Origin of the sequence: Blastomonas sp. CCH1-A6 (assembly GCF_001556365.1) — a bacterium.
Lineage (GTDB): Bacteria > Pseudomonadota > Alphaproteobacteria > Sphingomonadales > Sphingomonadaceae > Blastomonas > Blastomonas ursincola.
Map to the genome: position 1 here is coordinate 44,899 of NZ_LSIS01000229.1, position 25,533 is coordinate 70,431.

Below are 25,533 nucleotides of genomic sequence, written 5' to 3' on the forward strand. Positions count from 1 at the left end.
AATGCAAATCCTGACGTTCCTTCTGGGCGGTATCGGCAAGGTGCTGCGCTGGCTGCTCGGGCTGGCGCGCGATTATCCCTGGCAGAGCGCGGTGATCGTGCTGGTCGGCGCTCTGGTCCTTCTGATGCGGCAATGGGGCATCGATCACCGCGACCTGACCGACCAGCTCGCCGACGCCAACGGCACGATCGCCGAGGAACGCGCGGCGCATGACCAGACCGTCGAGAACATCATGAAGGGGCGAGAGGCCGCTCGGAAGCTCGACGAACAGAACGCCGCGCGCGTAGCCGCCGAGGCCGCCGCCATCAACGAAAGGCTGACCCATGAACTGGAAACTCGCACCCGCACTTATGCTGCTCGCGCTGACCGCCTGCGCGCACGGCTCGCAGCCCTTGAAGCCGGTGACGGTGGTGGCGGAAACGCGGCAGTGCCCGGCGATACCGACGCCACCTGCCGCGCTCTTGGTGCCGCCGACTGTGCGGACCTTGTTACCCGAATGACCGATGCCCAGGCCAGCATCGACAGGCTGGTCGCCCTGCAGGCCTGGGCGCGCGATGTCAGCGCGATCGAGGTGAATGGGGGCGAAGAACCTTCCGAGGTTTCACACCCGAGTTAACCTCGCGTTAGGGATGATGCTTTAGGGGCGTAGTTCTCCCGCCCGAAAGGCTGCGCAGTTGCTGCGACCACCTACACAGCCACGGGGAAGCGCTGAAGCACCCCCCCCGTGTTTCAGCGCTTTTTTTGCAGGGTCAAAGCCCTGCTAAGTTTCGCGAGGTGGGCAATCGCGCTTGGGCAGCTGGTCCATCAGCGTCACGTTGATGATGCCGCGTTCCTTGGGATAGTCATATCCCTGCAGCGCACGGATGATGATCCACGCCACGCTACTGCCCTCGGCCTGGTGGCTCAGCTGTTCGATACGATCGGGGTCATTAGGTGACGATGGCGAATCGGCGACGCGGCATGCGCCCTTGTTCTCATTGTGTTCTCGTGCCGTCAACATAGGTCGGCGCTACTGTTTCTCTGGCGCGCATTCGCGCACGGCCTTTGGCCCATCCCATGACGTGACATGCAGCCCATCGGGCTTAGTGACAAAATCCACCCTGGCGCGGGTTTTCCCATCTGGCTGGACATAGAGGATTGTCACTCTGTCGGGCCGATCGGGTTGGCGATAGACGATGGACGCTGGCCAGCCTTCGGTATCGATCATACAGCGCTCTGCGTCGTACATGCTGGCGCTGGAGACGTAGCGGTATTCCGGTGTCCGGCTATCCCATTTCGATATTGGACCTGCCATCGCAGCAGCCGACAGGGTCAGCGCGCAGCAAGCGCCTGCCCTGATGATCGGTCTTGGTGTAGCTGCCATGCTTGGTCTCCAATTCGTCTTGGTTGGCGGGCATCCGTTCATACGCCAAGCCGATAGAGATATCAGCCCTATTGTGTCAGATTTTGTGTCAATCCTGTGCCACACTCTGCCGATCGTTGCCGCTGTGTTCCGTTTTCATTGACACCAGGGTAGGCCGCGCCTACCCGAAAACCACGGCTTTCCGCCGCTTACATTGCGCGCGCCCTTAGCTCAGCTGGATAGAGCACGAGACTTCTAATCTTGAGGCCGCAGGTTCGACTCCTGCAGGGCGCGCCAATCGCCTGGACGGTCGGTGGCGTCGATCGACCTGTCCCGGCTGCGCCCTAGAATTCCGACCAGTCCTCCGCATCCGCCTTGAGCGCCAGATTGCCGGTCACCATCGGCACGCGGGCGGCAGGTGCCGGGCGCGGCATCGGCCTGGACATGGCGGGTGCGCCGGATTTCTGGCCAGCATTGAACTGATCGACGACCTGCGACAGGTTGGTGGCCTCGCCTGCCAGGCTACGTGCCGCTGCATTGGTTTCCTCGACCATCGCGGCATTCTGCTGGGTCATCTTGTCCATCTCGCCGACGGCGATGTTGACCTGCTGCAAGCGCGCGGCCTGCGCCTGGGCCGAGCTGGAGATCTCCGAAATGCGGGTGTTGATCGCGGCCACGCGGTCGCTGATCTGCAGCAGGACCGAACCTGTCTGATCGACAAGGGCAACCCCATCCGACACCCCGGTGGTCGACGCGGTGATCAGTTCCTTGATGTCCTTGGCAGCATCGGCCGAACGCTGGGCCAGCGCGCGCACCTCGTTGGCGACCACGGCAAAGCCCTTGCCTGCATCCCCGGCGCGGGCCGCCTCGACCCCGGCGTTGAGGGCAAGCAGGTTGGTCTGGAACGCGATACCGTCGATGACATCGATGATGTTGGTGATCTGGCTCGACGATTTCTGGATCGCATCCATCGCCTGCACGGCCCTGCGGACAACCGCACCGCCATTGTCGGCTGCAGCATGAGCCTCTCCGACCTGCTTGCCGACCTCTGCCGCATTCTGCGCGGTCTGCTGCACCATGGTGGTCACCTCGCGCATCGCGGCGGCGCTTTCCTCCAGGCTGGCGGCCTGCTGCTCGGTGCGGCTGGCCAGATCGTCCGAGGCCGAGCGGATCTCGGTGGCGCCGGTCAGAACATGCGATGCTGCTGCCGCTGTCTGCGCCAGAAGCTCGCTGAGCCGGGACGTGGTGTCGTTGAAGCTGGTGCGCAGGCTGTCATGGTCGGCATCGAACGCGCGCTCGATCCGATAGGCCAGATTGCCGCTCTTCATCTGCTCGAGCCCGGTGGTGATCTCGGACACGACCGTGTTCAGGCTCCTTTCCGCGCGGTTGCGTTCTGCGGCATTGTCACGGAACACCAACATCGAGCGGTTCATCCGGCCGACACAGTCCTGGTGCTCGGTAAACGCGAGCGGACTTTCGATATCCCCGGCAGCAAGCGCCTCCATGCGGACAACGGTGCTGACATAGGGGTCACAGATCAGCTGCTTGGCCTTGAGCAGGAGCAGCGCGATACAAACCATCGCGGCAAGCGAAAGGCCCGTCTGGCCAGAACCCGGAGCCGCGCCAAGCCACCCCGTCAACCCGGCCGCGATCGGGATCGCCATCAATCCCAGCACCAGGGAAATGATCCAGTCGAATTTCTTGCGGATCGGCATGTGAGCGTAGAACTGGTGGATCATCATGAACCTGTGCTGCGAAACGTGGATGAGGTCGCATGCCGTTCATCGACTGCAATCGATAAGCACTGGTTAACGACGAGGCCGATGACATGAAACCCGGATGGCGATTGAACGCCGGAACTGGAAAGCGTTGTTGCGTATTACTTCACCATTACTTGATCATCGGCGCATGCGGTCATATTCCTAAACGGCAGGAATATCGGCAAATTCCGACCGGAATGCTGTGCTTGCCGCGAAGGCTCAGCTGATCTCCGTGTAGCGATTCAAATATATATACCTGCAGTGACTTGCAGCTTTAGATGTGACCGATGTTAACCACTGGCAACTGTCCACAAAATTGGACACCTGCGAAACTGACATCTTTGCGTGTTTCGCTTCTGCGCTTCCCTCACGGCCCGTCGCCGCCCGGGCAGCAATTGCCGAAATTTTTTTTCGAAAATTGCCGGGTGCCCGGCGGGTCATCGTCGCACCGGCGTTCAAGCCCGGTTCCGGACTACCGAATCGCCGATCCGCCAAGCCAAAATTTTGCTGCGGATAACAATCCTTCCTCACACTTTGCGATTCATGCTGCTAGAGGGCACGCATTCACATCAGTTAATCGGACGGATAATGGCTTTCACCCCCGCCAAGGTTTTGACCACGCACCATTGGAACGAAGGGCTTTTCTCCTTCACCGTCGAGCGGCCTTCGTCGTTCCGGTTCGTCAGCGGACAGTTCGTGATGCTGGGGCTGATGGTCGATGGCAAGCCGCTGCTGCGCGCCTATTCGGTCGCCTCGCCGATGTGGGACGAATCGCTCGAGTTCCTGAGCATCATCGTGCCCGATGGCCCGCTCACCAGCCATCTCTACAAGATCCAGCCGGGCGACGAGATCCTGCTCGGCGGCAAGCCCACCGGCACGCTGACGCTCGATGCGCTGCTGCCCGGCAAGCGGCTGCACCTGATCGGTACCGGCACGGGGCTTGCGCCCTGGATGTCGATCATTCGCGATCCCGAAGCCTATGAGCGGTTCGAGCAGATCACCGTGCAGCACACCGTGCGCCAGATCCAGGACCTGGCCTATCGCGACCTGCTCGAAAGCAAGCTCAAGGACGATCCGCTGGTCGCCGAGGAAGCCGCGAAGCAGCTCGTCTATGATTGCTCGGTCACAAAATGCCCGACCTGGGTCGACGAGAACCGCCGCATCACCACGCGGATCGAGGCGGGCGACTATCCTCTCGATCCCGCCACCGACCGCGTCATGCTGTGCGGCAGCATGGCGATGATCAAGGAAACCGGCGCGCTGCTCGAATCGCTGGGCTTCGAGGAAGGCGCCCAGTCCAAGCCGGGCACCTATGTGCTCGAGCGCGCCTTCGTCGGCTGAGCTTTACGCCCGGATCGCTTCCAGCGCGGTGCGCAGGGCATCGGGCAGGGGCACCGGGCGGCGGGTTTCTCGGTCGACATAGACATGGGTGAAATGCCCCGCAGCCGCGGCGGCATCCTCGTCGTTTGCAAACAGCCCGACCGCATAGCGCACCGAGCTGGTGCCGATATGATCGACGCGCACGCCGGCATGGATCAGATCGGGAAAGGCGGTGGGCGCGAAATAGGCGCAGCCGGTTTCGACCACCAGCCCGATCACGCCGCCGGTATGAATGTCGAGCGCGCCCGCGCGGATCAGATACTCGTTCACCGCGGTGTCGAACCAGAAATAATAGACCGAATTGTTGGTATGGCCGTAAATGTCATTGTCCGACCAGCGCGTGCTGATCTGCGTGAAATGGCGGAACTGCGCGCGGTTTGGGCGTACGGGGCGGCTCATGCCGCCACCGTGAAGCCGTTGACGCCATCCGCGTGCCGGATGGTGACCGTGCGCCCGATCGGATCGCGCGCGGGATCGGCCAGCGCGGCAAGCTGGCCGGCCTTGTCGGCGTCATCGGGCCGCGCGACGATGCGGCCCTTGTCGGTGCGCGCGATGACCACCGCGCGCGCGGGCACGCCCTTGGCATAGCCGATCGTATAGCTCTCGATCGTGCCGGTCGCGTCTTCCTCCAGCCGCGCGGGCGAAGGCTGGGCATCGACCTCGGCCTGCATCGGGGCGTGGTCGATCGGCGACCAGCTTTCGGGCGCTGCGGTGCTGTAGATGCCGACCGCCTCCTTCGACAAAAAGCCGCCATTGGCGAGCACCAGGCCGAAGCTGCCCGGATCGGCGCGCAGCGTCTCGACCATCGCGGCGATCCCGTGCATCGAGTAGTTGTTGCCCGCCCCGCCCGAAAAGGGCAGCCCGCCGGTGAGCGTCAGCGGCGTGCTGCGTCCGTCGACGCCCAGCGTTTCGGCGGCGAGCAGCACCGCCACCGGGAAACAGCTGTAGATGTCGTAATGCGCGATGTCGGCAGCGGTCTTTCCCGCACTGGCGAGCGCACCCTTGAGCGACACCTCGATCGCGCGCGAGCGCGACAGGTCGGTGCGCAGGCTGACCGGCTTGTCCATCGCCTCGCCGCTGCCGTGCAAGAAGACCCATTTTGCGCGTGGCACGCCCATCGCCTCGGCTTGGCCGACGCTCGTCAGGATGACGGCCGCGCCCTGGTTCACCGCGTCCTGCGCGACATGCCATTTGAGATAGGGGTCGGCGACCGGATAGTTGCCGTCCGATGGCGTCGCGAGATAGTCGGCGCTCATCGCCTTGGGGAATTGCGCATAAGGGTTCTTGGCGGCGACCGCGCTGAACCCTGCCCAGAGCGCAGACATTTCGGCCATATGCTCGGCCTTGCTGCGACCGAGCCGCGCGCGAAGCGCGTTCTCGAACAGCGGATAGGTGAGGATCGGCGCGCCGAGGCCGTTCTTCAGCTCGTGCCGGTCGAGCAGCATCGGCCCCAGCCCGCGATCCTCCATTTCGCCCTCGATCGTCTCGTTCCAGTCGAGCGCTACGCCCTTGCGCGCAGCGGTCTTAGCGGCGGCGATCGCCTCCGAGCCCGAGAGCAGAACGCACCGCGCCTCGCCCGCGTGAATGGCAGCGGCGAATTCGTTGACCAGCGATTGCGGGCTCTGGCCGCCGACGATCGAATAGATCGCGCGCGCCGGCGTCGCGCCGAGGCGCTTGGCCAGCCCCAGCGGCGGCTTGTCGCAGCCGCCCGTGCCTTCGGGGACCATGCCGGGCGCGCTGTCGGCGAAATGACGCACGACCGTGACCACATCGATCGCGGCGCGCACCGCTTCGGCGGCACCGGTGTCTGCCAGCGCTGCCTCCGCCGCGCGCTGCATCAGCGACTGCGGGCTGGGCGCGGCGGCGGCATCGCTGCCATCCCAGTGATCGACCGCCTGGCCGACACCGATCAGGACGGGGGTGCTGGGGTCAAGGGTCATTTCGGGCTCTCCTGTCGTGTTCTTGGTTTCATTGTTGTCAATTCGTCATTCCCGCGAAAGCGGGAATCCCGCTTGATTGCTGGCGCCGATAGGAAGCGGGACCCCCGCGTGCGCGGGGGTGACGATGAAAGGATGGTCGGAGCCATATCCGCCACCCATCAGAACCGCCCGTCGATCCGGATCGCCATCGCATCGCCCTGCTGGCGGAAGCCGAGGGCAGACAGCGCAGGCCCGGCGCTCGCGGCGAGACCGCCGAGGCGGAAATCGGCGCTGTAGCGGCCATTGCCCCGGATGCGGATGTCCATCTGTTCCAGTCCCGACTGGCCCTTCAGCGGCACCAGCAGGTCCGCGCCGTCGCAGCGCAGATTGCCGCTCAGGCCGCGTTGCAGCGTTAGCCCGAACAGGCTCTGTTCGATATTCACCCGCACCGCGCCCGAGGCGTCTGTACAACGGCGACCCGAAAAGGCGATGTTCACCCCATCGAGGCTGACGCTGCGCAGCGGCAGCGGTGCGAACAGGTCGGCGGTCGCGATCTCGCCCACCGCATCGCGCATCGCGATGCTTTCGCCGCTCTGCGCCAGGCTGAAGGCGAGCGGGGGCTGGGCCGGTGCGTCTCCGGCGCGGGTCATCGCGAGGACCAGCTCGCCGCCGAGCAGCCCGTTGGGAGTTAGCCCCGCATCAAGATCGCCGAGGCTCAGCCTGCCGATCTTCAGGTCGCGCACCGTGCCCGACCAGATCGTCCCTTCGACCGCGCGCGCGCTCACCCCGCGTGCGCCCAGGCCCGCAGCATCGAACACGATGCGCAGCGGCAGCAGCACGATGAGCGCGAGCAGCAATGCCAGCGCGATCAGCACCGCCCGCTTGGTGCTGCGGCTCATGCGCCGATCTTCACCAGCCGCGCCGAGACCGAGACGGTGCCATTGTCCATCCGCCGGATCACCAGTGTTTCGGGCACCACGCCGCGCCGTTCGAGATCGGCGAGCCAGGCGAGGAACGCGGTCGAGCGGGCCGAACCAATCGCGATCTCGGCGCGGTCATTGCCTTGCGGCGTGTTGGCATCGAGCGTGAAGCCGCGTTCCCCCGCCTCGCTGGCGAGCAGCAGGTGCAGCGCGGCGATCGCCTCGGCGGGGCGCTTGTCGGCGGGCAGCGAGAGCGCCTGCGCCTTGGCCTCGATCCGCCCGGCCTGCATCGTTGCCTCGTAGAAGCTGCGCTTGGCATCGGTCGCGAGGCCGTAAAGCGGGCTGTAGATGCCGAAAAAGCCGATCACGCCCGCGGCGAGCAGCGCGGCGATGCCGACCAGGATCTGCTCGCGGCGCGACAGCGCGATGAACCAGTTCTTCGCGGCTTCGGTCATGGTGCCAGCACCGTGATATCGGCCACCGCCTGGCCGGTCGCATCGCTGCGATTGGCGGCGGTGACCTTGTAGCCATTGTTCTGCAGCGCGATCAGCACCGCGTTCAGGTCCTCGACGCGCGGCGCGGCGATCATCGCGCCGACAATGCCGCCGGGGCGGTAATCGGCCTGGCGGATGACGACGCCGGGCACCGGCTGCATCGCGGCGAGCAGCCCGGACATCGGCACGCTGACGACGCTGTTGCCGGTGCCGCGCGCGGCGAGCTTCGCATCGAGCTGCGCCTCGGCCTGGCCGACATCGATCGCGCCGGGAACGTGCCGCTCGGCGCTGGCAAGCGCGCGCCGTTCGGCGAGATCCGCGCCCAAATAGTTCTTGCCGATCTCGAGCAGCGGGATGGCGAGGCTGACCAGGAGCAGCGCGCCGAACAGCCAGGCGAGCGTGCGCCCCTGGCCCGGCGCGAGCGCGAACAGCGGCGTGCGGCGCGCGAAATCGCCCTGGCGCAGGTTGAGCGGGGGATCGGCCAGCGCTGCGACCATCGCGGTATCGCGTGCATCGCTATCGAGCGACACCGGAGCGACCGTCCCGAGTAGCACCGCGCCCAGCGCCTCGTCGGGCGGCAGGACGAGATCGCCCAGGCGCTCCGCTGCCAGATCGCCAAAGGTCGCAGCCACCCGATGTTCGGCAGCGGGCAGCAACAGCCCGACGGGCAGGATGATATCCGGATCGAGCCCGCGCAACGCCAGTTCGGCCAGATGATCGGCCAGCGTCGCGCGCGCGATCGTCGCGCACAGCACGCGCATGCCCCCTTCGTCGACGGCCCGGCCCAGCGCGCGTACTGCGACGAAGACATCGCCACCGATGCTGAGATCGGCCGCGCGATAGCGCGCGGCAGCCTCGGCCTGGGGTGCGCTCATGTCGCCCATGTCGAGCGTACGGATCACCGTATCGGCGGCAGGGACGAGAGCCATGACGGGCGCATCGCCATCGCGCGCAGCCTGGGAAGGCGGGGTAAAATCCTGCCCGCGAGCCACAACATGGCCGCTCTCGACGCGCCACCAGTGCAGCGCGGCATCAGCGCCGGACGGGCAGCTGACGATCAGGCCGCTATCAGCCATGATCGTGCGCCATCAGCGGGGAATCAGGCGAGCAGGTCCAAGGCAAGATCGCGAAACCCCCGGTCAGCGACAGAATCAACTGACCTCCCGTTAGCCAATCGGGCGGGCCGAGTCACCGGTCGTTTGCGGCTCGAACGGCTCGGGGGCAAGATTTTCGTCGCGGGTCTCGATCACCGGTTCCGGAGCCAGGCGGCGCGGGCTGAGGATCGCGAACGATGCGACGAGCAGCACCACCGAAATCGCTTCTATGATCATCGACTGGGCAATGTTCGCGGTCAGCGGATCGCTGATCAGGCCGAAGACACGTCCGGTGAACGCGAGCGCCACCATTGCCGCGGCACCGAGCAGCCATTCGCGCTTGCCGGGCATCAGCCCGATGAGCGCCGCAAGTCCGGTGCCGATGAAGAACGCGCCCATATCGGCGCGGATCGCGCTCAAACCGGTTGCATTCTGCTGGCCCAGCTCGAACTGCGCGATGATCGTCTGCGGATCGAGCAGCGCGCGCGCGCCGATGATCACGAACAATGCGGCGAACCCCGCAACGAGCAGGCGGATGACCCAGACCATATGCGATCGCTCCCTTTCCCAAAGACCATTGCTGCCGTGTTATGGACAGGCGGCAGGCGTGTCCAGCGTGCCCCATGAACGGATGGGCGGTGCATTCGATCCGGCAGGCCGATGTAAACTGGTGCAAGCACCAGCCGCGCTTTCAAGCTGTCACTTTTGCTGGTTACCGCTTCAGCCGCTTTCCGATAGCCTCGCCGCCTGCAACAAAACCGGCGAGGGAGAGCGGCGATGGATCTGGGGCTGACCGGCAAGAAGGTCATCATGAACGGCGGTGGGCATGGCCTCGGTCTCGCCGCGCTGCGCCATTTCGCCGCCGAGGGCGCGGATGTCGCGTTCCTCTCGCGCGATCCCGCCAAGGTCGAGGCGGCGGTCCGGGAAATCGACGCGGCAGGCCCCGGCAAGGTGCACGGCACTGCGATCGACATCACCGGCGATCCGGAAGGCTACAAGGGCTGGCTGAACGATTGCCTGGACAAGTTGGGCGGCTGCGACATCTTCGTCCACACCGCCAGCGCCTCGGGCCAGGGCGCGACCGGCGACTGGCAGCGCTGCCTCGACATGGACATCATGAACGCGGTGCACGGGGTCGAGACGCTGACCCCGGCGCTCACCGAATCGGGCACCGGATCGATCGTGTTCATGTCCTCGACCGCCGCGCTCGAGACCTTCGTCGCGCCCCAGGCGTTCAATGCGCTGAAAGCCGCGCTGATCACCTACGGGTCGCAGCTCAGCCAGGCGCTCGCCGCGCAGAACATCCGCGTCAACTGCATCTCGCCCGGCGCGATCTATTATCCCGGCGGCAACTGGGAAATGATCAAGGGCGTGGTGCCCGCGCTCTACGAGGGCACGCTCGCGAAAATGCCGATGGGCCGGTTCGGCGAGCCCGAAGAGGTGGCCAAGGCGATCGTGTTCGTCGCCAGCCCGGCCTGCCCGTACATGACCGGCGCGAACATCGTCATCGATGGCGGCTTCACCCAGCGCGTCCAATTCTGATTTCCAGCGAAAGGCTCCCCATGAAGCTCTATCAATCGATCGGCCCCAATCCCAGGGTCGTGCTGATGTTCCTGGAAGAGAAAGGCGCTGTCATCGACCGCGCCTTTGTCGACATTATGAAGGGCGAGAACCGCCAGCCCGATTTCGTCGCCAAGAACCCGTTCGGCCAGGTGCCGCTGCTCGAGATGGACGATGGCACCTATCTGTCGGAAAGCACCGCGATCTGCGGCTATATCGAGGAAAAATTCCCGACGCCCGCGCTGATCGGCAGCACGGCCGAAGAGCGCGCGGTGACCAGCATGCTGATCCGCCGCCTCGACTATGATGTGGTCGGCCCGATGACCACGGCGTTCCGGGGTTCGGAAGGCCTGCCGATGTTCCAGAGCCGGATGCGCTGCCTGCCCGAGGCCGCCGACGGCCTCAAGGCTTGCGCGCGCGATGGCCTCGCCGCATTCGATGCGCTGCTCGCGGGCAAGACCTGGCTGGCAGGGGATCGCTTCACGCTCGCCGACATCCTGCTCTATTGCCTCACCGAATTCGGCAAAATGGTAGGCCAGCCGCTTCCAGAGAGCCTTGCCAATCTTGCCGCCTGGTCTGAGCGGGTCGCCGCGCGGCCCAGCGCCGCGGCCAGCCTCGATGCCAAGAAGGGGACCGCGTGATGAGCCTCGACCGCGATACGCTGCTCGACATCTATACCCGCACGATGAAGGTGGCGCGCTTCGACGAGAAGATGCGATCGCTGCTGATGAGCGGCAAGCTCGCCACCATCTATTACACGATGCGCGGGCAGGAACTCGTCACCTCGGCGATGATGGCGGCGCTGAACCAGGACGATTATCTCGTCACCACCTATCGCGGCCAGCACGACCAGATCGCCAAGGGCGTACCGCTCGACCTGTTGATCGCCGAGATTGCGGGCCGCGCTACCGGCACCTGCAAGGGTAAGGGCGGGTCGATGCACATCACCCATCCGGCCACCGGCGTGATGGTCACCACCGGGGTGGTCGGCTCGGGCCTGCCGATCGCCAATGGCCTCGCGCTCTCCAGCCAGAACCGCAAGGACGGCAGGGTCACCGTCACCTGTTTCGGCGACGGCGCGACCAATATCGGCGCGTTCCACGAGGCGATGAACATGGCGCAGCTCTACAAGCTGCCGGTCATCTTCCTGTGCCAGAACAACCGTTATGGCGAGCACACCGCCTTTGCCGACCATACCAAGGTGGACTCGATCGTCACCCGCGCCGCCGCCTATGGGATGAAGGGGGTGAAGGTCGACGGCAATGACGCGCTTGCGATGTATGCGGCGGCGAGGGAGGCGGTCGATCGCGCCCGCGCGGGCGAGGGGCCGATGCTGATCGAGGCGATGTGCTACCGGATGATGGGCCATTTCTTCGGCGCGGACTTTTCGTACATGCCGCCCGAGCATATCGAGGAAATGAAGGCCGAGGACCCGCTGCCCAAGCTCCATGCGCTGATGCTCGAGCACCAGTTCACGCAAGCCGAGCTCGACGCGATCGTCGCGAAACTGGATGCCGAGATCGAGGCGGCGGTCGAATTCGCGTTCAACAGCCCGTTCCCCGATGCGGACGAAATTCGGAAGGACGTTTTCGAAGAGGAGATCGCGGCATGAGCGAGGCCGAAACACTCGAGGCCGCTGCGCCCAGGGCCAAGAAGCCGAAGCAGATCACCATGGTCCAGGCGCTCAACGCCGCGATCGACGAGGCGATGGCGGCGGACGAGGGCGTCATCCTGCTCGGCGAGGATGTCGCGGCCAAGCAGGGCGGCGGCGTGTTCAAGGTCTCGTCGGGGCTGACCGAGAAATATGGCGAGCACCGCATCCGCGCGACGCCGATTTCCGAACAGGCGATCATGGGCGCGTGCGTCGGTGCGGCGCTCACCGGCATGCGACCGATTGCCGAGATCATGCTGATGAACTTCGTCACCGTGGCAATGGACCAGATCGTCAATCATGCGGCGAAACTGCGCTTCATGTCCGGCGGGCAGACCAACGTGCCTTTGGTCATCCGCACCACCACCGGCGTCGGCGTCGGCTTTGGCGGCCAGCATTCGGACATGCTGGAAGCCTGGTTCGCGCATGTGCCGGGGCTGAAGATCGTCACGCCCTCGAACGCCGCCGATGCCAAGGGGCTGATGCGCAGCGCGATCGAGTGCAACGATCCGGTGATCTTCATCGAGAACATCCTGTGCTACGGCCTGAAGTCCGATGATCCTGGCGTGGATTACCGCGTGCCTTTGGGCCAGGCGGCAATCGCGCGCGAAGGGCACGATGTCTCGCTCATCACCTATGGGCGCACTGTGCTCGACGCGCTCGAAGTCGCTGAAACGCTGGCGGGCGAGGGTGTGTCGGTCGAGGTGATCGACCTGCGCACCATCGCGCCCTATGACGAGGCGACCGTCACCGCATCGGTGCGCAAGACCGGCCGCGCCGTCGTGCTGCACGAGGCGGTGCGCGCCTATGGCACCGGCGCGGAAATCGCCTCGCGGCTGCACGAGCGGTTGTTCAACGAGCTCAAGGCCCCTGTCCAGCGCATCGGCGGCGCGTTCTCCGCGGTGCCGATGGCGAGCGTGCTCGAACAGGCCTGGATCCCCAACAAGGAAGAGATTGCCGCCGCAATCCGCACGACGATGGAACGGAAGCGCTGATGCCCGCAGAAATCCGCATCCCCAAGCTCGGCATGAGCGTCACCGAGGTCACCCTGGTCGAATGGATGTTCGGCGATGGCGAGACGGTGGAAAAGGGCGACGTGCTCTACACGGTCGAGACCGACAAGAGCACGACCGAGATCGAGGCGCAGGACAGCGGCGTCCTGCGCGTCACCGGCGAGGAAGGCGAAAGCTACAGGATCGGCGATGTGATCGGGACGATCGGCTAGGGGCGGCCAGGCGCATCACCCTCACCCCTCCCACGCCCGACGGCGCGGGCCCCTTCCCTCTCCCGGCGGGAGAGGCAGGCGCGCAGCGCCGGAAGGGTGAGGGCGATGGGCGGCTGTTGTGGCTGTCTTCAGAACAGCGGACGTTCAGCAAGCGACCCCATTGCAGACACTGACAAATTACTTATACCTGACGGTATGTCCTATGATTATACCAAAGAAGCCGAAACTCTATTCACTGCTTTTGCGGAACGCCATGGTTTTAACTATATAGTCGAGGACCTGTCCGTCTCTCAAATGGACGTCCATTGGACATTTCCATCCCAAACAGGCTTGTCTCTTGAATTAACGCTCGGACTTCAAAACTATGATGAGCTTAACTTTGGCCTGCCGGGCTTTTGGTCAAATTTCTTTCCTTACGAAGCTATTTCCCATCAATTTATTGAAATTGTTGACGCATGGGTTTTGGGGAGAGCGAGGATAGCCAAAACTGGCCGGTGGAGCCGGGTCCTTCAGGTGGAGGAAAAAGGTGAATGGAGAACGATTTACCGCGCAAACCCAAGTTTCTTCTTTAAAAGAGATCCCCATGATTTCGTGGTCAATGAGCGAAAATGAGCCTACCCGACAGCCGCGTCACTGACCGAATTCCACCCAGTTGCAGTCATCCTATCAGTTCCTGGCAGGTCCCGAAACCGGACGTGGCCAGAGCATGGTATTGAACTTGACCAAAGCTGTTGCTCGGCAATCCCTTGCCCAACCTGAAGCCCTCGGCTGTCCGGGTCAGGCAGGTATCGATCCTCGTCCTGATGCCCACCGGTCCCCTGCGCAGGCAGGGGCCCATCTCCAGGCGGTTGTGCCGGGGGCTTAGGCAGGAGATGGGTGCCTGCCTTCGCAGGCAAGCCGGTGAAGGTGCGTTTCGGGTGGCTCTTGGCGCGGGGCCTTCGGCTTCGCTCGGGCTCGGCGATTGAGGGGCGACTGCCGCGCCCTGCTTAACCGACCGGCTCGATCCGCGCAGGCACATATTTGTGCCAGGGCGTGCCGACGATCGGGTCGCGCCAGCGATAGTCGGTGAGTTCGTTGAGCGCGACGCCGTGGCGTTGCACCGTGCCGCCGGGGCTCAGCACGTCGAGGCCGAGGCCATTGGGCAGCGAGACATGGCCGCGCCGGCTGCCTTCGTGCAGTTCGACCAGGGTACGCGCGCGGCTGCGGCGGGTGACGATATCGACCGGCGCGCCATCGGCGAGCCCGAGCATCGCGGCATCCTCGGGATGCACCCTGAGCGTGCTGACAAGCTCGCCCTTGCGCAGCCAGTCGGGGTTGCGGATGCTGGTGTTGCTCGTCTCAGTCCGCCGTTCGCCCGCCGAGAGGATGAAGGGATAGTCCGGGTCGCGCGGCGGTCCTTGCGGATCGAGCGCCTGCAGCGCCTCGACCATTTCGGGAATGTAGAGGTTGATCTGCCCGCCCGGGCTGCGCAGCCGCTGCCAGCTGTCCTCTGCGTCCTGCCGCGCGAACACCACGCCCGAGGGGGAGTCGAGGATCGCCTCGAACAGCCGGTTTCCGGCCAGCGGCCCGGCATAGCCGGCGCGCTCGGCCTCTTGCGGAAAGGCACCGGCGAAAAGCTGCGCGACGCCCCATATGCCGGCGGCATTGCCCATGCCCTCGGGCAGCGCGGGGCCGAGCGCGCTGTAGAGCAATGCCGAGGCGACGCGCATCAGTCCGGGGTTCGCGCCCATCAGCTGCATGAACGCCATGGCGAGATGGTCGAGGCTTTGCTGTGCCGCCGCACCCAGCGGCGCGATCTCGGCCTCGCCGAACGCGCCCAGAGCCGCGCACAGCCGGGCATGGATCGCGCCTTCCTCCAGCGTCCCCTCGCGCGGCGGGAAGAGCGGGCGGCGCAGATGGAAGGCATTGGCCTCGGGCTCGAAATTGAAGAAGCTCGCCTCGGCCTTTTCGAACTGGCTGGCGGCGGGCAGAACATAGTCCGCCTCGCGCGCGGTCTCGGTCATCGCGATGTCGATCACCACGCTGATATCGAGCGCGCGTAGCGCCTCGCGCATCCGGGCGGTATCGGCGAGCGAATGCACCGGGTTCGAGCTTTCGATGATCATCGCGCGGAAACGGTGCGGATGATCGGTGAGGATCTCCTCGCTGATCGCGTTGCACGGGATGAGGCCCATGATGACGGGAAAGCCGGTGACCGGCGAGCGACGGAAATTGCGCTCGCCTGGGGCGCTCGTGCTACTGGTCTTGCCGCTCGCCCCGCCACCGCCGCCCGAGCCGAGCGGACGGAAGGGGACGAAGGCATAGCTGGTGCCCTTGCGCCCGAACGCGCCGGTCAGGCCGATGATCAGCCGGTGCAGATAGGATCCGAGCGTCGAATGGACGCCCATCTGCATGCCCAGATCCTCCATCGAGGCCAGGGTTTCGGCCGTCGCCATCCGCCACGCCGCAGCGCGCAGCAGCGTTTCGTCGACGCCGCAGACATCGGCGAACGCGCTCACCGGGATGCGCGACAGCGGGTCCAGCACCGGGCCTTTGTTGACGACATGCGCCTGCATCCACTCGCGGTTCTCCAGCCCCTCCTGCACCAGGATCGCGGCGAGCGCGGCTAGACACCAGGCGTCGGTCCCGGGGCGGATCGCGAGATGATAATCGGCCATCGCCGCGGTCTCGCTGCGGCGCGGATCGATCACGATCATCGCGCGGTTCGGGTCTGCGGCGATCTCACGCAGCACCAGCCGCGCGCGCGGGAAGCCGTGCGACTGCCAGGGGTTCTTGCCGATGAACAGCGCGACCTCGGCATGCTCGAAATCATGGTGCATGCCGCAGCCGAACATCCGCGCCTGCACCCAGGCCTCGCCGGTCTTTTCCTGCGCCAGCGCGTTCGAGCGATAGCGCACCCCCAGGGCGGCGAGCGTGCTCTGCGAATAGACGCCGGGCAGGTGGTTCGCCTGCGCGCCGCCGCCATAATAGAGGATGCTCTCGCCGCCATGCGCATCGCGCACCGCCGCCAGCCGGGCCGCGACCTCGGCGATCGCGGTGTCCCAGTCGATCGCTTCGTAGCTGCCGTCGGGCCGCCGGCGCATCGGCGATGAAAGCCGGTCGCGGCCCTGTTGATAGGCGTCCATCCGCTGCGCCTTCTCGCACAGATAGCCCTGGCTGACGGGATGGTTCTTGTCCGCACGGATGCGCGTGATCTTGCCGCCTTCGGTCTGCACCTCCAGCCCGCAATTGAGCGAGCAGATGACGCAGGCGGTGGGTTTCCAGTTCTCGCTCATGTCAGACCTCCTTCTGCGCGGCATAGGCATCGGCAAGCGTGGCGGTGGCGTCGCGACAGGCGCTGAGGATCGCATCCGACAGCGCCGCATCGGGCACGGCGCGTGCGAGCGCGAGCCCGCCCATCGCGAGCGCGGCCAGCGCGAGTTCCTCCGATGGCGGTGACGGACCTTCGGCATCGCCGGTGTCGGTCACGATCTCCGCCAGCAGGCGCTGGAAGGTTTCGCGCAGTTCGGGCGCGCCATGCGCGACCTCGCTCAGCAAGGCCGCCAGTGGGCAGCCATTGGCCGGGTCGTCGCGATGCGCGCGGGAAAGATAGCGGCGTGCGCGCTGCTTGCGGCGCTCGGCGGTGGGCAAGCCCGGCGGCAGCGCGGCGTCGCGCGATCCATGCTCGGCCATCGCCTGTTCGAGCGCGGCGACATCGAGCGCGTCCTTGCTGGGGAAATGGACATAGAAGCCGCCATGGGTCAGCCCGCAATCGCGCATCAGCCGGTGGACGGCATTCCCCGCAAGACCCTCCTCGCGCAGGCGGCGCGCGGCGAGATCGAGGATCATCGCCCGGGTCGCCGCCTTCTGCTCCGCACGCTTCATGACTCGCGCCTCCTCGATCGTTGCTGGACCATTTCACATGACAATTGTCATGTCAATTCGCGAGAGGTCAGCATCGGCGTGCTCCCGCGACGGTGCGCGGCAGCTGCCCTCCACCCGCGCTTGGGCGCGATGGGTGCAGTGGAAGAAATTCAGAAGCCTGGCGGCTGGGTGAGCTGCTCTAGCTGAACAGCCCGCGGATCGCGCGCCAGATTGGAACCGGGGGGCGGCCGGCGAGCACGCGCATCTTGTCCATCAGCGTGGATTTTCCGGCATAGAATCGCGCGATCAGGCCGTCGGGCAGGGTGTAGAAGCGTTCGAGCACGCGGTAACGCTCGTCGGGTCCGGCGGCCTTGAACAGCATCTTGGTGAGCATCCGGTAGAAGCCGTCGGCCTGCCAATGGTCGAGGCTGGTCTTGCGGCTCATCTTGGCGAGCGCCGCGCCCGACAGATCGGGCATGTCGGCGATATGCGCGGCGAGCCGCACCGCATCGGGCAGCGAATAGCCGGTCAGGCCGTGGAACAGCGCCGCGCGCGTCCCCGCCTTGGCGACATCGCCGCCGGTCGATTGCCAGTATCCGCCGAAATCGCCGCCATAGACGACCGGTAGCGCGCCGGTCTCGGTGCGGCTCACCCGCTCGACCTGCCAGCCCTTGGCGTCGGCATAGGCGCTGATCCGGGCGGACAAGGCCTGGGTGTCGAGGTCCGAGGTGTCGCTGTAATAGGTGTCCTCGACGAAGATTTCCATCGGGCTCACCGGCAGGCAATAGACGAAGCGATAGCCGTCCATCTGCTCGACCGTCGCGTCCATCACGATCGGGCGGGTCAGGCCGTGCGGTTCGGACAGGTGCAGCATCTGCCCCATGAATTTCTGCCAGCCGCAGCGCAGATGGCGCACATTGCCGCCGCCGCGGGCATCGATGACGCCGCCCGCCTCGATCCGCGCGCCGTTTTCGAGCACGACATTGGTCTGGCTGGCGGCGAGTGCGCGCACTCCGGTGACGATATTGTGCGCCGGGATCGCTTCGCGCAGATAGGCATCGAACCGGTCGGAGAGGATCGAATAATAGCTTTCTTCCAGCCCGCGCTCGTGCCCCGGGAATTTCACGTCATAGCCGCGCCAGCCATGGCAGACGAGGGGGGCAACCAGCCAGCGATGTTCGCCTGCGACATCGGGGCCGAAGAACGACCAGATATGATTGCCGCCCAGCGTCGCGCTTTCCTCGATCAGCAGCACGTCGAGCTCGGGCCGCTTGCGCCGCAGCGCAAGCGCGATCAGCCCGCCGGCCAGGCCGCCGCCGAGAATCGCGACATCGCATTTGAGTGTCTTGCTGGAGATATTGCGCGGGGATTTCATGTCCTGTCCGCCCTAGCGCAGCGGGCGATGCGATGGAAGGGCGGAAGGCGCGCTTTGCAGCGCAGCCGAAGCACGCTACAGCGGGCGGATGATCGGCTCGTCTTCCATCCTCGTGTCGGCCATTGCCATGACGCTGATCGTCGGCGTGCGCTATCTGCTGACCAGCGGGCTGGTCGCCTGGCTGACGCAGAAGGTGCGGCCGGGGCTCTATTCCGGACTCAAGCCGCAGATCGGGCGGGAAATCCGCTCGTCGCTCTACAGCGCGGCCATCTATGGTATCCCCACCGGCATCGTCGCCTGGGGTTGGCAGAACCGGGGCTGGACCCAGATCTATACCGACTGGAACGCCTGGCCGCTCTGGTATCTCCCGCTGTCGGTGCTGCTCTATCTGTTTGCGCACGACACCTGGTTCTACTGGACGCACCGCTGGATGCACGTGCCGAAATGGTTCCGCATCGCGCATGCGGTGCACCATGACAGCCGCCCGCCGACTGCGTGGGCGGCGATGAGCTTCCACCCGATCGAGGCGCTGACCGGCGCGGTCGTGATCCCCGCGCTCGTGTTCCTGATCCCCATCCACGCCGCGATGCTGGGCCTCGTCCTGTTCATCATGACGCTGATGGGGGTCACAAACCATATGGGCTGGGAGCTGTTTCCGCGCTGGCTGGTTCAGGGGCGGTTAGGCCAGGGGCTGATAACCGCGAGCCATCATCAACTGCACCACGCCCGCTATACCTGCAATTATGGGCTTTATTTCCGCTTCTGGGACAGGCTATGCGGGACCGACAAAGGGCTGGGGGCCTTTCAGGACAGAACGTCGCGACCGCGCGAGGACGCATCGCTGAGCGATGCCACCCGCTCGGCCTGATCCGGAGAAAGACATGGGCAAGCTGTTTTCTACCTGCGCAATCGGTTTCATGGCCTTGGCCATGCTGCCGGGCGCCGCACCGCTGAGCACGGTGGAGATCACGGTCGATCACCTGCGTTCGGCCAAGGGGCTGCTGCAGCTGTGCCTGACCGCGAACGAGAAGAGCTTTCCCGATTGCGATAAGGACAAGAGTGCGTATCGACTGACCGCGCGGGCCAAAGATGGCGTGGCGCGGTTCGAGAACCTGCCCGCCGGGCAGTATGCGCTTGCCATCGTCCATGACGAGAATGGCAACAACAAGCTCGATACCTTTGCCGGGATCCCCAAGGAAGGCATCGGCTTTTCGCGCAACCCCAGCTTCAGCTTCGGCCCTCCGCGCTTTTCGCAGGTCGTGTTCGTCGCACAGGGCAGCGGCACCAGCCAGCGGGTGAAGATCAAATATTATCTGTGAGCCGGACCCCCGGGCGGCCATCGTCCTGTCCGAAATGGTGACAGCGCGTTAACCAAATTGAAGCCCGTCCCCTGCATGCTGGCGCGCGCAAGCCAGCGGGGACCGATCGATGCGCCAGACTGAACCGGCTCAAGACCTGCCGCCCGCCCGGCGGGCCGTTCGGCTGCCTGGATGAGGCACACGCCGATGCCCGTGCCCGATCCGACCCCGACGCATGTCCCGCCGCGCGGCCTCGCCACGCGCCCATGGTTGCTCAAGGGGGTGCTGACCCTGATCGCGATGCTGCTCGTCTTCGCCGCGATATCCTATCAGCGCCCGGTCGCCGAAGGCGGCAACCCCGCTGTGGTCGATTTTCACGCCTTTCATGTGGCGGGCACGCTGGGGCTTCAGGGCCGAGCGGCGGACGGTTATGATGCGCGCAAGATGGCCCGGGCGCAAAAGGCCGCGACCGGGGTCAAGGTGTTCATGCCCTGGACCTATCCGCCGCCCTTCACCCTGTTCGTGACCGGACTGGCGGCATTGCCGCTCGGCCTGGCCTATGGCCTGTTCACGGGACTCACGCTGGCGCTCTACGTCACGGTGCTCCGCCGGATCGCGGGGCCTTTCCTCCCTGGCGTCATCCTCGCCATGATCCCAATTATCGTGCTGACGGTGATGACCGGCCAGAACGGGTTCCTGACCGGCGCCCTGACCGGGTGGTTCCTGCTCGCGCTGCTGGCGCAAAGGTCGGGTGCGGGCGTGCCGCTGGGGCTGATGGTGATCAAGCCGCATCTCGCCGCAGGCCTAGCGCTGCTCGCACTGACGCATCGCCGCTGGCAGACGGTGGCGATCGCGGCCGTCACGGTCGCTGCCGCGCTTCTCGCCGCGACCATCGCCTTTGGCCCCTCGATCTGGATCGCGTTCATCGACGGCGTGCGCGAATCCGGCATGTTCCTGTCGGAGGGGCGCTATCCGATGTACCGCATGATTTCGCCCTATGCGTCCGCCTTCCGCTTCGGCGCGGAACCGGGCCTTGCCTTTGCAATCCAGGGTGCGGGGGCCGTGATCGCCCTGGGGTTGCTGCTGATCGGCTGGTATCGCGCGCTGCCCCCGCGCTGGCTCGCCGCCTCGGCCTGCGCGGCAACCGTGTTCGTCAGCCCCTATGCCTATGATTACGATCTGTGCCTGCTGGGCGTGGCGCTGGCCTTGATCCTGCCCGATCTGCTGGCTCGTACCCGCCCATGGGAGCAGGCCGCGCTGCTGGTGCTGTGCTGGGTCGCGACAGGTTATGGTTTTGTCGCATCCTATCTACCCGATGGTTCGGCGCCTGCCATGAACGGGCAGACGCTCCCGCTGATGGCGCCGCTGGTCGTGGCCCTGATCGCCTGGGTTGTGGTGGCGATGCGACGCAGCATCGCCGATGCAGGCGTTCCAGCGCCGTCGGTCGGCAAGCAGTCTCCGCTGCTGGTTATTTAATGCTCAGAGAAATGACCAAATCGGTTAATTGAGTTAAAATGTAGGATTTGTTCATGAATTGTTCCCTCTGTGAAAGGGAGCAACTCATGAACGCCTATCCCCCACCCGATGCTCGCACCTTCGGCTACCGGCGCGCTTTTGAACTTTATCTGAGGACGGGCAGAGGTCCCGATATCGGCGCGCCGCAGCATCGCCTTGAGCGCAAGTTCAACCCGTATCACGATCCCAACAACGGGCAGTTCACCTTCGCTCCGGGTGGCAAGCGATCGGGTACTGCGCGTCGGTCGCTGCGCGGACGTGCCGCTCCAAACTCCAGTGCACCGGCGGCGCAGCCGCAGCTGACGCTCGCCAATTACAAGCCCAATCCGCGCGCCCGAATTGGCGGAAACCAGCGCCGGCCCAGCTACGACCCGATGACGCTTGAGCAGACCTTTCCAGGTCTGCGTAACGCTCCGGGCGGAGCGATCATCGCGCTTGCCGACAATGCGCTCGACATTACCGGCCCCTCGCGCCGCCTGACGACCGAACTGGCGGATGCCGAGGTGAAGAAGCTGATCGCGCAGATCAAGCAGGTGGATCCCGATTTCCGCTACCAGAGCCTTGGCCCTTCGACGACGTTGGAGGGGCAGATCAACGAGATCCGGAGCCTCAGGATGCACCGAGCGGCGGCGCGCTACAACAAGCTGGGGGATACGGGGCCGCTGCAGGTGGAAGTGCTGAGGCAGATGCAAACGAGCGTTGACCGGGCTTATGACAATGCCATCAAACTATATGATTCTGGGCACCTGCGACCATCGCTTTCGCGTAGCGAGGCGATTGGCAATTACATTGATCGTTCTGTCAAAGCTGAAATGAGCAGGCTGTTTGACCGACATGGCATTGAACACGGAGCCGGCAAGCAGGTGCGAGTTGCTGGTCGCGAATATGATACATCCAGATCGGTTCGAACATATCGTATCCCCGATGTAAGAGTTGGCAGAATGGCCTATGATATGACCACCGAGCGCAAACTTCCTTCCAAACCTCAGATTCGAGGCTTCTTCGGCGCTGACTTTGGAGCTGATTCTACGGTGATTGTGCGTCCTACACGGCTGGGACGAGGCAGTACCTACGCTATTAAGAAGCCAGGAAAATAAGATGCCAGCAATCGGTGATCGCAAAAAGAGCCATTATGTCCCTAAAGACTTGGACTCCATTTATAACTTTTTGGGCTGGATGATGCTCTATGCGCCGGAATTCAGATCAGACACGTTTTCGGCATCTGAACAGGGGATCGATATCACTTTCTTTGGACTCAATGAGGGTTTGAAGCAAGTTCGCAGCCAGATCGGTGAGAAAACATATCTCCAGCTCGTCGAGATGTCGCAGCGGATGCGGGCGCATTTCGAAGCTGACCCCGAAGACAAGAACGGGGAATGCAAAAAGGGCCGCACCTTGATCGAAGACATTAGCGACATCATCGAGTCCAGCCTCGGGCGTACGGCTCCGCGCGGTACCATTTAAGACAGCTCCGATGGTTCGGGAGAGCAATATGTCCAGGCCAGTTCTGCCACTTGATAAGCTTTACATCCCGCAGAGCGTTGGCGATGTCGTGGACCAACTCGGGTCGATGATGCTGTCCGCGCCAAAGTTCAAATCCAGACTGCCTTGGGATTTTGAAGAGGATATCGACACGAACTTCCACCAGCTCAATGAGGGGCTGAAGGTCGTCCGCCGGCAGATCGGTGACGAAACCTATGCCCGGCTGGTCGAGATGTCAGACAGGATGCGCGCGCATTTCGAGGCGGACCCGGACGACAAGACCGAGGACGGCATCAAGGGGCGCGAGTTGATCGACGAGATGACAGAAATCCTCCGCGCCAGCCGCCGGCGCAAGGCTCCGCGTGGCAACGGTTGACCGGGCGTCACGCCAAGCCGTTACCAGATGTCGATGCTGATCGTAATCGGCGGCTTGTCCGGCGCGCCGTGGCAGACATAGGTGATCGCCTTGAGCACCTTGCTCTTCCCGCGATACTCGGGCTTCACGGTCATGCGATCGACCGCCTTGAGCTCGATCAGCCCGCTGATCCGGTCATGCGCGAAATCGAGCGCGACTTCGGTGCCCGCGGGGACATAGCCGACATTCTCCCGCACCTCGGGGCCGCCAAAGCGCTTGGGGAAAAGCCAGATCTTCACCAGTTCGCCGCGCTTGACCAGCGCATCTGCCTGGGCGCGGCTTGTGACGTGCGAAAAGTCCATCGGCTTCGCCTCGGCGTTGGGGGCGGGTGTCGGTGCCGCTGTGCAGACCTGCATGGTGCAGGCCAGCAGAGCGACCAGCAGGACCGACCTTGTATCCACCATGGCAAAGCTTCGCCCCATGTTGCAGCAGCAGTGCTGCAGCACGAAGTCTAGCGCGTGCCCGGAAGCGCAGACAGCCGTTCAAGTGCAGATGCGTCCGCATCGGATCATTCTGTGCGGGCCATTCCTCGCTCCGGCACAGGAAAAGGCCGCCATCGTGTAGAAAGGAAGGCGCTGGCCGCCGCGCCATGCGATCGGCGTCTGGCATACCTGAACAATTGCGGTTAGCAACAGGCCATGGTGCGACCATTCTTCCGATCCCGTCTGCGCGCGTTCCAGGCAATGCTGGGCGATACGCCCGATCCTGGCTTCATCGCGACGCTCGAATATCTGGAGAACCGCGATCTCGACCTGTCGATCCGCATCGGCGGGCTGCTAGCTTTCAACGCGCTGATGACCACCATCGGTACGCACCCCATTTCCGCCAGTCCCGGCGCGCCGCTCAGCCTCGATGCGCCGACCCAGCCGGTGCTGACGTTGCTCAGCCTGGTCGGGCTGCTGCCGCTGGTCTGGTCGAGCATATTGTGCCTGCGCGCACTGCTGCTGGGCGAGGAGTTCGAGACCGAGGGGCTCGAGGAGGGACTGGTCGCCGGACCCGACCCGGATCAGGTGCAAAAGCTGCAACGCCGCCTGTTCGCCGCGTTTATTCACTCGATCGACGCACAGGCGCATTGCCTGCGCCAGTCGGTGATTGCCACGTTCACCGGCGGCGCGCTGACCATTGCGGTCTGGGTCGCGATCCTTTGGGACAAGATGGCCTGAGACGGTGCGTCGCGCCGCAGCGCGGAGCTACCAGGGCAGCTTGGGCAGGCAGGCGATCAGTGCGTCGGCGCGCGGGTCGTCGCCCAGAAAGGCGCGGATATCGGCCAGGATCGCGTCCTTCTCTCGCGGCTCGGTCACCTCGAACGGGCCATGGCCGACATCCATATCCAGCCATACCGTCTCATGCTCGATCGGCCGGGACCCGCGCCGCCAGCGCCGCACCAGCTTGATGCACGACGCGGTGACATCATAGACCTGCAGCATCGGCAGCGCGCCCTGATCGGGCAATTGCAGCAGCAGCGTGCCGACATCGGGGATCGGCCCCTGGTCGATCCCGGTCAGCACCTGACGATAGCTTGGGTCTTCGGGAAAGTTCGGGCCGCCCATATCGTGTCTCCGTGCCGGTCGCTTCAATGGCCCTTGCGCCGGTGGTGGACGAAGGCGAGCAGCAGCACCACCGCGATGATCCCCATCGCGCCGCCCGCGGTCTGCGTGATCTGGGTGATCGCCACGCCCGGGTCGGTCGTCTGCATCGCGCAAGACTGCACCTGCGACACCAGCCACCAGGCCCCGATCAGGATGACGAGTTCGAGCACCACAAGCCCGATAAGCGCACGAGTCGATTTCTTCATGAGACCATCCCCGGAGGGAAGTGTCTCACATTTTCGGCAACCGACAAAGCTCGCGAGAAAGGGCCGGGCGAGCCCCGGTCATGCCAGCCCGGTCAGGCGCAGCCCTCGACATATTCGAGCGTCGGCATGATGCCGACATGCACCAGGCTGACCTTGCCGCCGTCGTCGATCTCGAACCGCAGCCGAGGGTCGCTGCCCGGCTGGGTCAGGTATTTGGCCGGGGCGTCGACATATTTGTGGGGGCTCGCAACGAAGCTGGGGAAGGCCGCCAGGACCTGCGCCTCGGTCGATCCGGGTCCGATGCCCTCGACCAGCTCCGCGGCAGAGCTGTCATCGACCGTGATCCGCCGGACGATCTTCTCCTCAACAATGGCATAGGTGCCCGGCCAGCGCGGCGAGGTGATCGTCAGGCACGCATCCGAGATTTGCGCGCCGCGCGCGGCCCAGTCCGAACCGGCGGGCACC

The 25,533-nt window shown here is 64.7% G+C and carries 30 protein-coding genes, 1 tRNA gene and 1 pseudogene; 16 read left to right on the plus strand and 16 right to left on the minus strand.

Annotation, left to right across the window (positions count from 1 at the left end; genetic code table 11):
- Position 1 precedes the first annotated feature (1 nt).
- Positions 2–616 (plus strand): hypothetical protein, encoded by a 615-nt coding sequence (locus AX735_RS10220; RefSeq protein ID WP_066045679.1) that lies wholly within the window; start codon positions 2–4, stop codon positions 614–616.
- A gap of 144 nt (positions 617–760) precedes the next feature.
- On the opposite strand, the gene AX735_RS10225 is transcribed toward AX735_RS10220, so the two are convergent.
- Together AX735_RS10225 and AX735_RS25045 are read right to left on the minus strand one after the other, a co-directional pair.
- The gene (locus tag AX735_RS10225) at positions 761–1,000 is read right to left on the minus strand and encodes a hypothetical protein (RefSeq protein ID WP_066045680.1); all 240 of its coding nucleotides are present in this window, start codon (positions 998–1,000) and stop codon (positions 761–763) included.
- A 9-nt stretch (positions 1,001–1,009) separates the two neighbouring features.
- Positions 1,010–1,363 carry a hypothetical protein gene (locus AX735_RS25045; protein ID WP_156441537.1) on the minus strand — a complete coding sequence of 118 codons (354 nt, stop codon included), beginning with the start codon at positions 1,361–1,363 and terminating at the stop codon, positions 1,010–1,012.
- Positions 1,364–1,562: 199 nt separating this feature from the next.
- Between AX735_RS25045 and AX735_RS10230 the strand changes: the two genes are divergently transcribed.
- Positions 1,563–1,639, plus strand: a tRNA-Arg gene (locus AX735_RS10230).
- Between the two features lie 47 nt (positions 1,640–1,686).
- Here the strand turns inward: AX735_RS10230 and AX735_RS10235 are convergent.
- Entirely contained in the window at positions 1,687–3,084 is a 1,398-nt protein-coding gene (locus tag AX735_RS10235; protein WP_066279299.1) for a methyl-accepting chemotaxis protein, read from the minus strand.
- Between the two features lie 606 nt (positions 3,085–3,690).
- Between AX735_RS10235 and AX735_RS10240 the strand changes: the two genes are divergently transcribed.
- Positions 3,691–4,443 (plus strand): ferredoxin--NADP reductase, encoded by a 753-nt coding sequence (locus tag AX735_RS10240; RefSeq protein WP_066279302.1) that lies wholly within the window; start codon positions 3,691–3,693, stop codon positions 4,441–4,443.
- Between the two features lie 3 nt (positions 4,444–4,446).
- Here AX735_RS10240 and AX735_RS10245 read toward each other — a convergent pair whose 3' ends face one another.
- The 6 genes from AX735_RS10245 to AX735_RS10270 all read right to left on the minus strand — a co-directional run bounded on the left by AX735_RS10245 (position 4,447) and on the right by AX735_RS10270 (position 9,458).
- Positions 4,447–4,881, minus strand: a complete 435-nt coding sequence (locus AX735_RS10245) for an acyl-CoA thioesterase (RefSeq protein WP_066279306.1) — start codon at positions 4,879–4,881, stop codon at positions 4,447–4,449.
- On the minus strand, positions 4,878–6,422 hold the full coding sequence (locus AX735_RS10250) for an acetyl-CoA acetyltransferase (RefSeq protein ID WP_066279309.1): 1,545 nt from the start codon (positions 6,420–6,422) through the stop codon (positions 4,878–4,880). The genes AX735_RS10245 and AX735_RS10250 overlap by 4 nt, the downstream gene beginning before the upstream one ends.
- A 158-nt stretch (positions 6,423–6,580) precedes the next feature.
- Positions 6,581–7,300, minus strand: coding sequence for a type II secretion system protein N (gene gspN / locus AX735_RS10255; RefSeq protein WP_066279314.1), 720 nt, complete (start codon positions 7,298–7,300; stop codon positions 6,581–6,583).
- The gene (gspM, locus tag AX735_RS10260) at positions 7,297–7,776 is read right to left on the minus strand and encodes a type II secretion system protein GspM (RefSeq protein WP_066279318.1); all 480 of its coding nucleotides are present in this window, start codon (positions 7,774–7,776) and stop codon (positions 7,297–7,299) included. Before gspM ends, gspN begins: the two co-directional genes overlap by 4 nt.
- Positions 7,773–8,891, minus strand: a complete 1,119-nt coding sequence (gspL, locus tag AX735_RS10265; protein ID WP_066279320.1) for a type II secretion system protein GspL — start codon at positions 8,889–8,891, stop codon at positions 7,773–7,775. Before gspL ends, gspM begins: the two co-directional genes overlap by 4 nt.
- 90 nt (positions 8,892–8,981) lie before the next feature.
- On the minus strand, positions 8,982–9,458 hold the full coding sequence (locus AX735_RS10270; protein ID WP_066279325.1) for a DUF4345 family protein: 477 nt from the start codon (positions 9,456–9,458) through the stop codon (positions 8,982–8,984).
- A 228-nt stretch (positions 9,459–9,686) separates the two neighbouring features.
- Here AX735_RS10270 and AX735_RS10275 point away from each other — a divergent pair, with 228 nt between their 5' ends.
- From AX735_RS10275 to AX735_RS25050, 6 genes are all read left to right on the plus strand, one after another.
- On the plus strand, positions 9,687–10,451 hold the full coding sequence (locus AX735_RS10275) for an SDR family NAD(P)-dependent oxidoreductase (RefSeq protein WP_066279328.1): 765 nt from the start codon (positions 9,687–9,689) through the stop codon (positions 10,449–10,451).
- Between the two features lie 20 nt (positions 10,452–10,471).
- Entirely contained in the window at positions 10,472–11,110 is a 639-nt protein-coding gene (locus AX735_RS10280; RefSeq protein ID WP_066279331.1) for a glutathione S-transferase family protein, read from the plus strand.
- Complete coding sequence (locus AX735_RS10285) at positions 11,110–12,081, plus strand: thiamine pyrophosphate-dependent dehydrogenase E1 component subunit alpha (protein WP_066279336.1); 972 nt, start codon at positions 11,110–11,112, stop codon at positions 12,079–12,081. Before AX735_RS10280 ends, AX735_RS10285 begins: the two co-directional genes overlap by 1 nt.
- Positions 12,078–13,115 (plus strand): alpha-ketoacid dehydrogenase subunit beta, encoded by a 1,038-nt coding sequence (locus AX735_RS10290; RefSeq protein ID WP_066279338.1) that lies wholly within the window; start codon positions 12,078–12,080, stop codon positions 13,113–13,115. The genes AX735_RS10285 and AX735_RS10290 overlap by 4 nt, the downstream gene beginning before the upstream one ends.
- Complete coding sequence (locus tag AX735_RS10295; protein ID WP_031318452.1) at positions 13,115–13,345, plus strand: biotin/lipoyl-containing protein; 231 nt, start codon at positions 13,115–13,117, stop codon at positions 13,343–13,345. The genes AX735_RS10290 and AX735_RS10295 overlap by 1 nt, the downstream gene beginning before the upstream one ends.
- A gap of 105 nt (positions 13,346–13,450) precedes the next feature.
- Positions 13,451–13,957: a hypothetical protein gene (locus tag AX735_RS25050; RefSeq protein WP_137775917.1), complete on the plus strand. Its 507-nt coding sequence runs from the start codon at positions 13,451–13,453 to the stop codon at positions 13,955–13,957.
- A gap of 374 nt (positions 13,958–14,331) precedes the next feature.
- Here the strand turns inward: AX735_RS25050 and AX735_RS10300 are convergent, their stop codons facing one another.
- The 3 genes from AX735_RS10300 to crtY form a co-directional block, all read right to left on the minus strand.
- Positions 14,332–16,620 (minus strand): molybdopterin-dependent oxidoreductase, encoded by a 2,289-nt coding sequence (locus AX735_RS10300; RefSeq protein ID WP_082751027.1) that lies wholly within the window; start codon positions 16,618–16,620, stop codon positions 14,332–14,334.
- A gap of 1 nt (position 16,621) precedes the next feature.
- Complete coding sequence (locus AX735_RS10305; RefSeq protein WP_066279348.1) at positions 16,622–17,209, minus strand: TetR/AcrR family transcriptional regulator; 588 nt, start codon at positions 17,207–17,209, stop codon at positions 16,622–16,624.
- Positions 17,210–17,387: 178 nt separating this feature from the next.
- Positions 17,388–18,563, minus strand: a complete 1,176-nt coding sequence (gene crtY, locus AX735_RS10310; RefSeq protein ID WP_066279351.1) for a lycopene beta-cyclase CrtY — start codon at positions 18,561–18,563, stop codon at positions 17,388–17,390.
- Positions 18,564–18,651: 88 nt separating this feature from the next.
- Here crtY and AX735_RS10315 point away from each other — a divergent pair, with 88 nt between their 5' ends.
- The 6 genes from AX735_RS10315 (at position 18,652) to AX735_RS10340 (ending at position 23,234) form a co-directional block, all read left to right on the plus strand.
- Entirely contained in the window at positions 18,652–19,431 is a 780-nt protein-coding gene (locus AX735_RS10315) for a sterol desaturase family protein (protein ID WP_066279357.1), read from the plus strand.
- Between the two features lie 13 nt (positions 19,432–19,444).
- Complete coding sequence (locus AX735_RS10320; RefSeq protein ID WP_066279359.1) at positions 19,445–19,882, plus strand: DUF2141 domain-containing protein; 438 nt, start codon at positions 19,445–19,447, stop codon at positions 19,880–19,882.
- Between the two features lie 186 nt (positions 19,883–20,068).
- On the plus strand, positions 20,069–21,337 hold the full coding sequence (locus AX735_RS10325) for a glycosyltransferase family 87 protein (RefSeq protein ID WP_066279363.1): 1,269 nt from the start codon (positions 20,069–20,071) through the stop codon (positions 21,335–21,337).
- Between the two features lie 86 nt (positions 21,338–21,423).
- Entirely contained in the window at positions 21,424–22,473 is a 1,050-nt protein-coding gene (locus AX735_RS25055; RefSeq protein ID WP_137775915.1) for a hypothetical protein, read from the plus strand.
- A 1-nt stretch (position 22,474) separates the two neighbouring features.
- The gene (locus tag AX735_RS10335) at positions 22,475–22,840 is read left to right on the plus strand and encodes a hypothetical protein (RefSeq protein ID WP_137775914.1); all 366 of its coding nucleotides are present in this window, start codon (positions 22,475–22,477) and stop codon (positions 22,838–22,840) included.
- Positions 22,841–22,850: 10 nt separating this feature from the next.
- A complete protein-coding gene (locus tag AX735_RS10340; RefSeq protein WP_231750083.1) occupies positions 22,851–23,234 on the plus strand; it encodes a hypothetical protein in 384 nt (127 codons plus the stop codon).
- 20 nt (positions 23,235–23,254) lie between these two features.
- Here the strand turns inward: AX735_RS10340 and AX735_RS10345 are convergent, their stop codons facing one another.
- Positions 23,255–23,677: a hypothetical protein gene (locus tag AX735_RS10345; RefSeq protein ID WP_066279380.1), complete on the minus strand. Its 423-nt coding sequence runs from the start codon at positions 23,675–23,677 to the stop codon at positions 23,255–23,257.
- A 234-nt stretch (positions 23,678–23,911) separates the two neighbouring features.
- Here AX735_RS10345 and AX735_RS10350 point away from each other — a divergent pair, with 234 nt between their 5' ends.
- The gene (locus tag AX735_RS10350) at positions 23,912–24,436 is read left to right on the plus strand and encodes a hypothetical protein (RefSeq protein ID WP_137775913.1); all 525 of its coding nucleotides are present in this window, start codon (positions 23,912–23,914) and stop codon (positions 24,434–24,436) included.
- Between the two features lie 27 nt (positions 24,437–24,463).
- Here AX735_RS10350 and AX735_RS10355 read toward each other — a convergent pair whose 3' ends face one another.
- The 3 genes and pseudogenes from AX735_RS10355 to AX735_RS25795 all read right to left on the minus strand — a co-directional run.
- Positions 24,464–24,823 (minus strand): hypothetical protein, encoded by a 360-nt coding sequence (locus AX735_RS10355; RefSeq protein ID WP_066279384.1) that lies wholly within the window; start codon positions 24,821–24,823, stop codon positions 24,464–24,466.
- A gap of 23 nt (positions 24,824–24,846) precedes the next feature.
- The gene (locus tag AX735_RS10360; protein WP_066279386.1) at positions 24,847–25,068 is read right to left on the minus strand and encodes a hypothetical protein; all 222 of its coding nucleotides are present in this window, start codon (positions 25,066–25,068) and stop codon (positions 24,847–24,849) included.
- Positions 25,069–25,160: 92 nt separating this feature from the next.
- Positions 25,161–25,533, minus strand: a pseudogene (locus AX735_RS25795) (hypothetical protein); the annotation flags it as partial.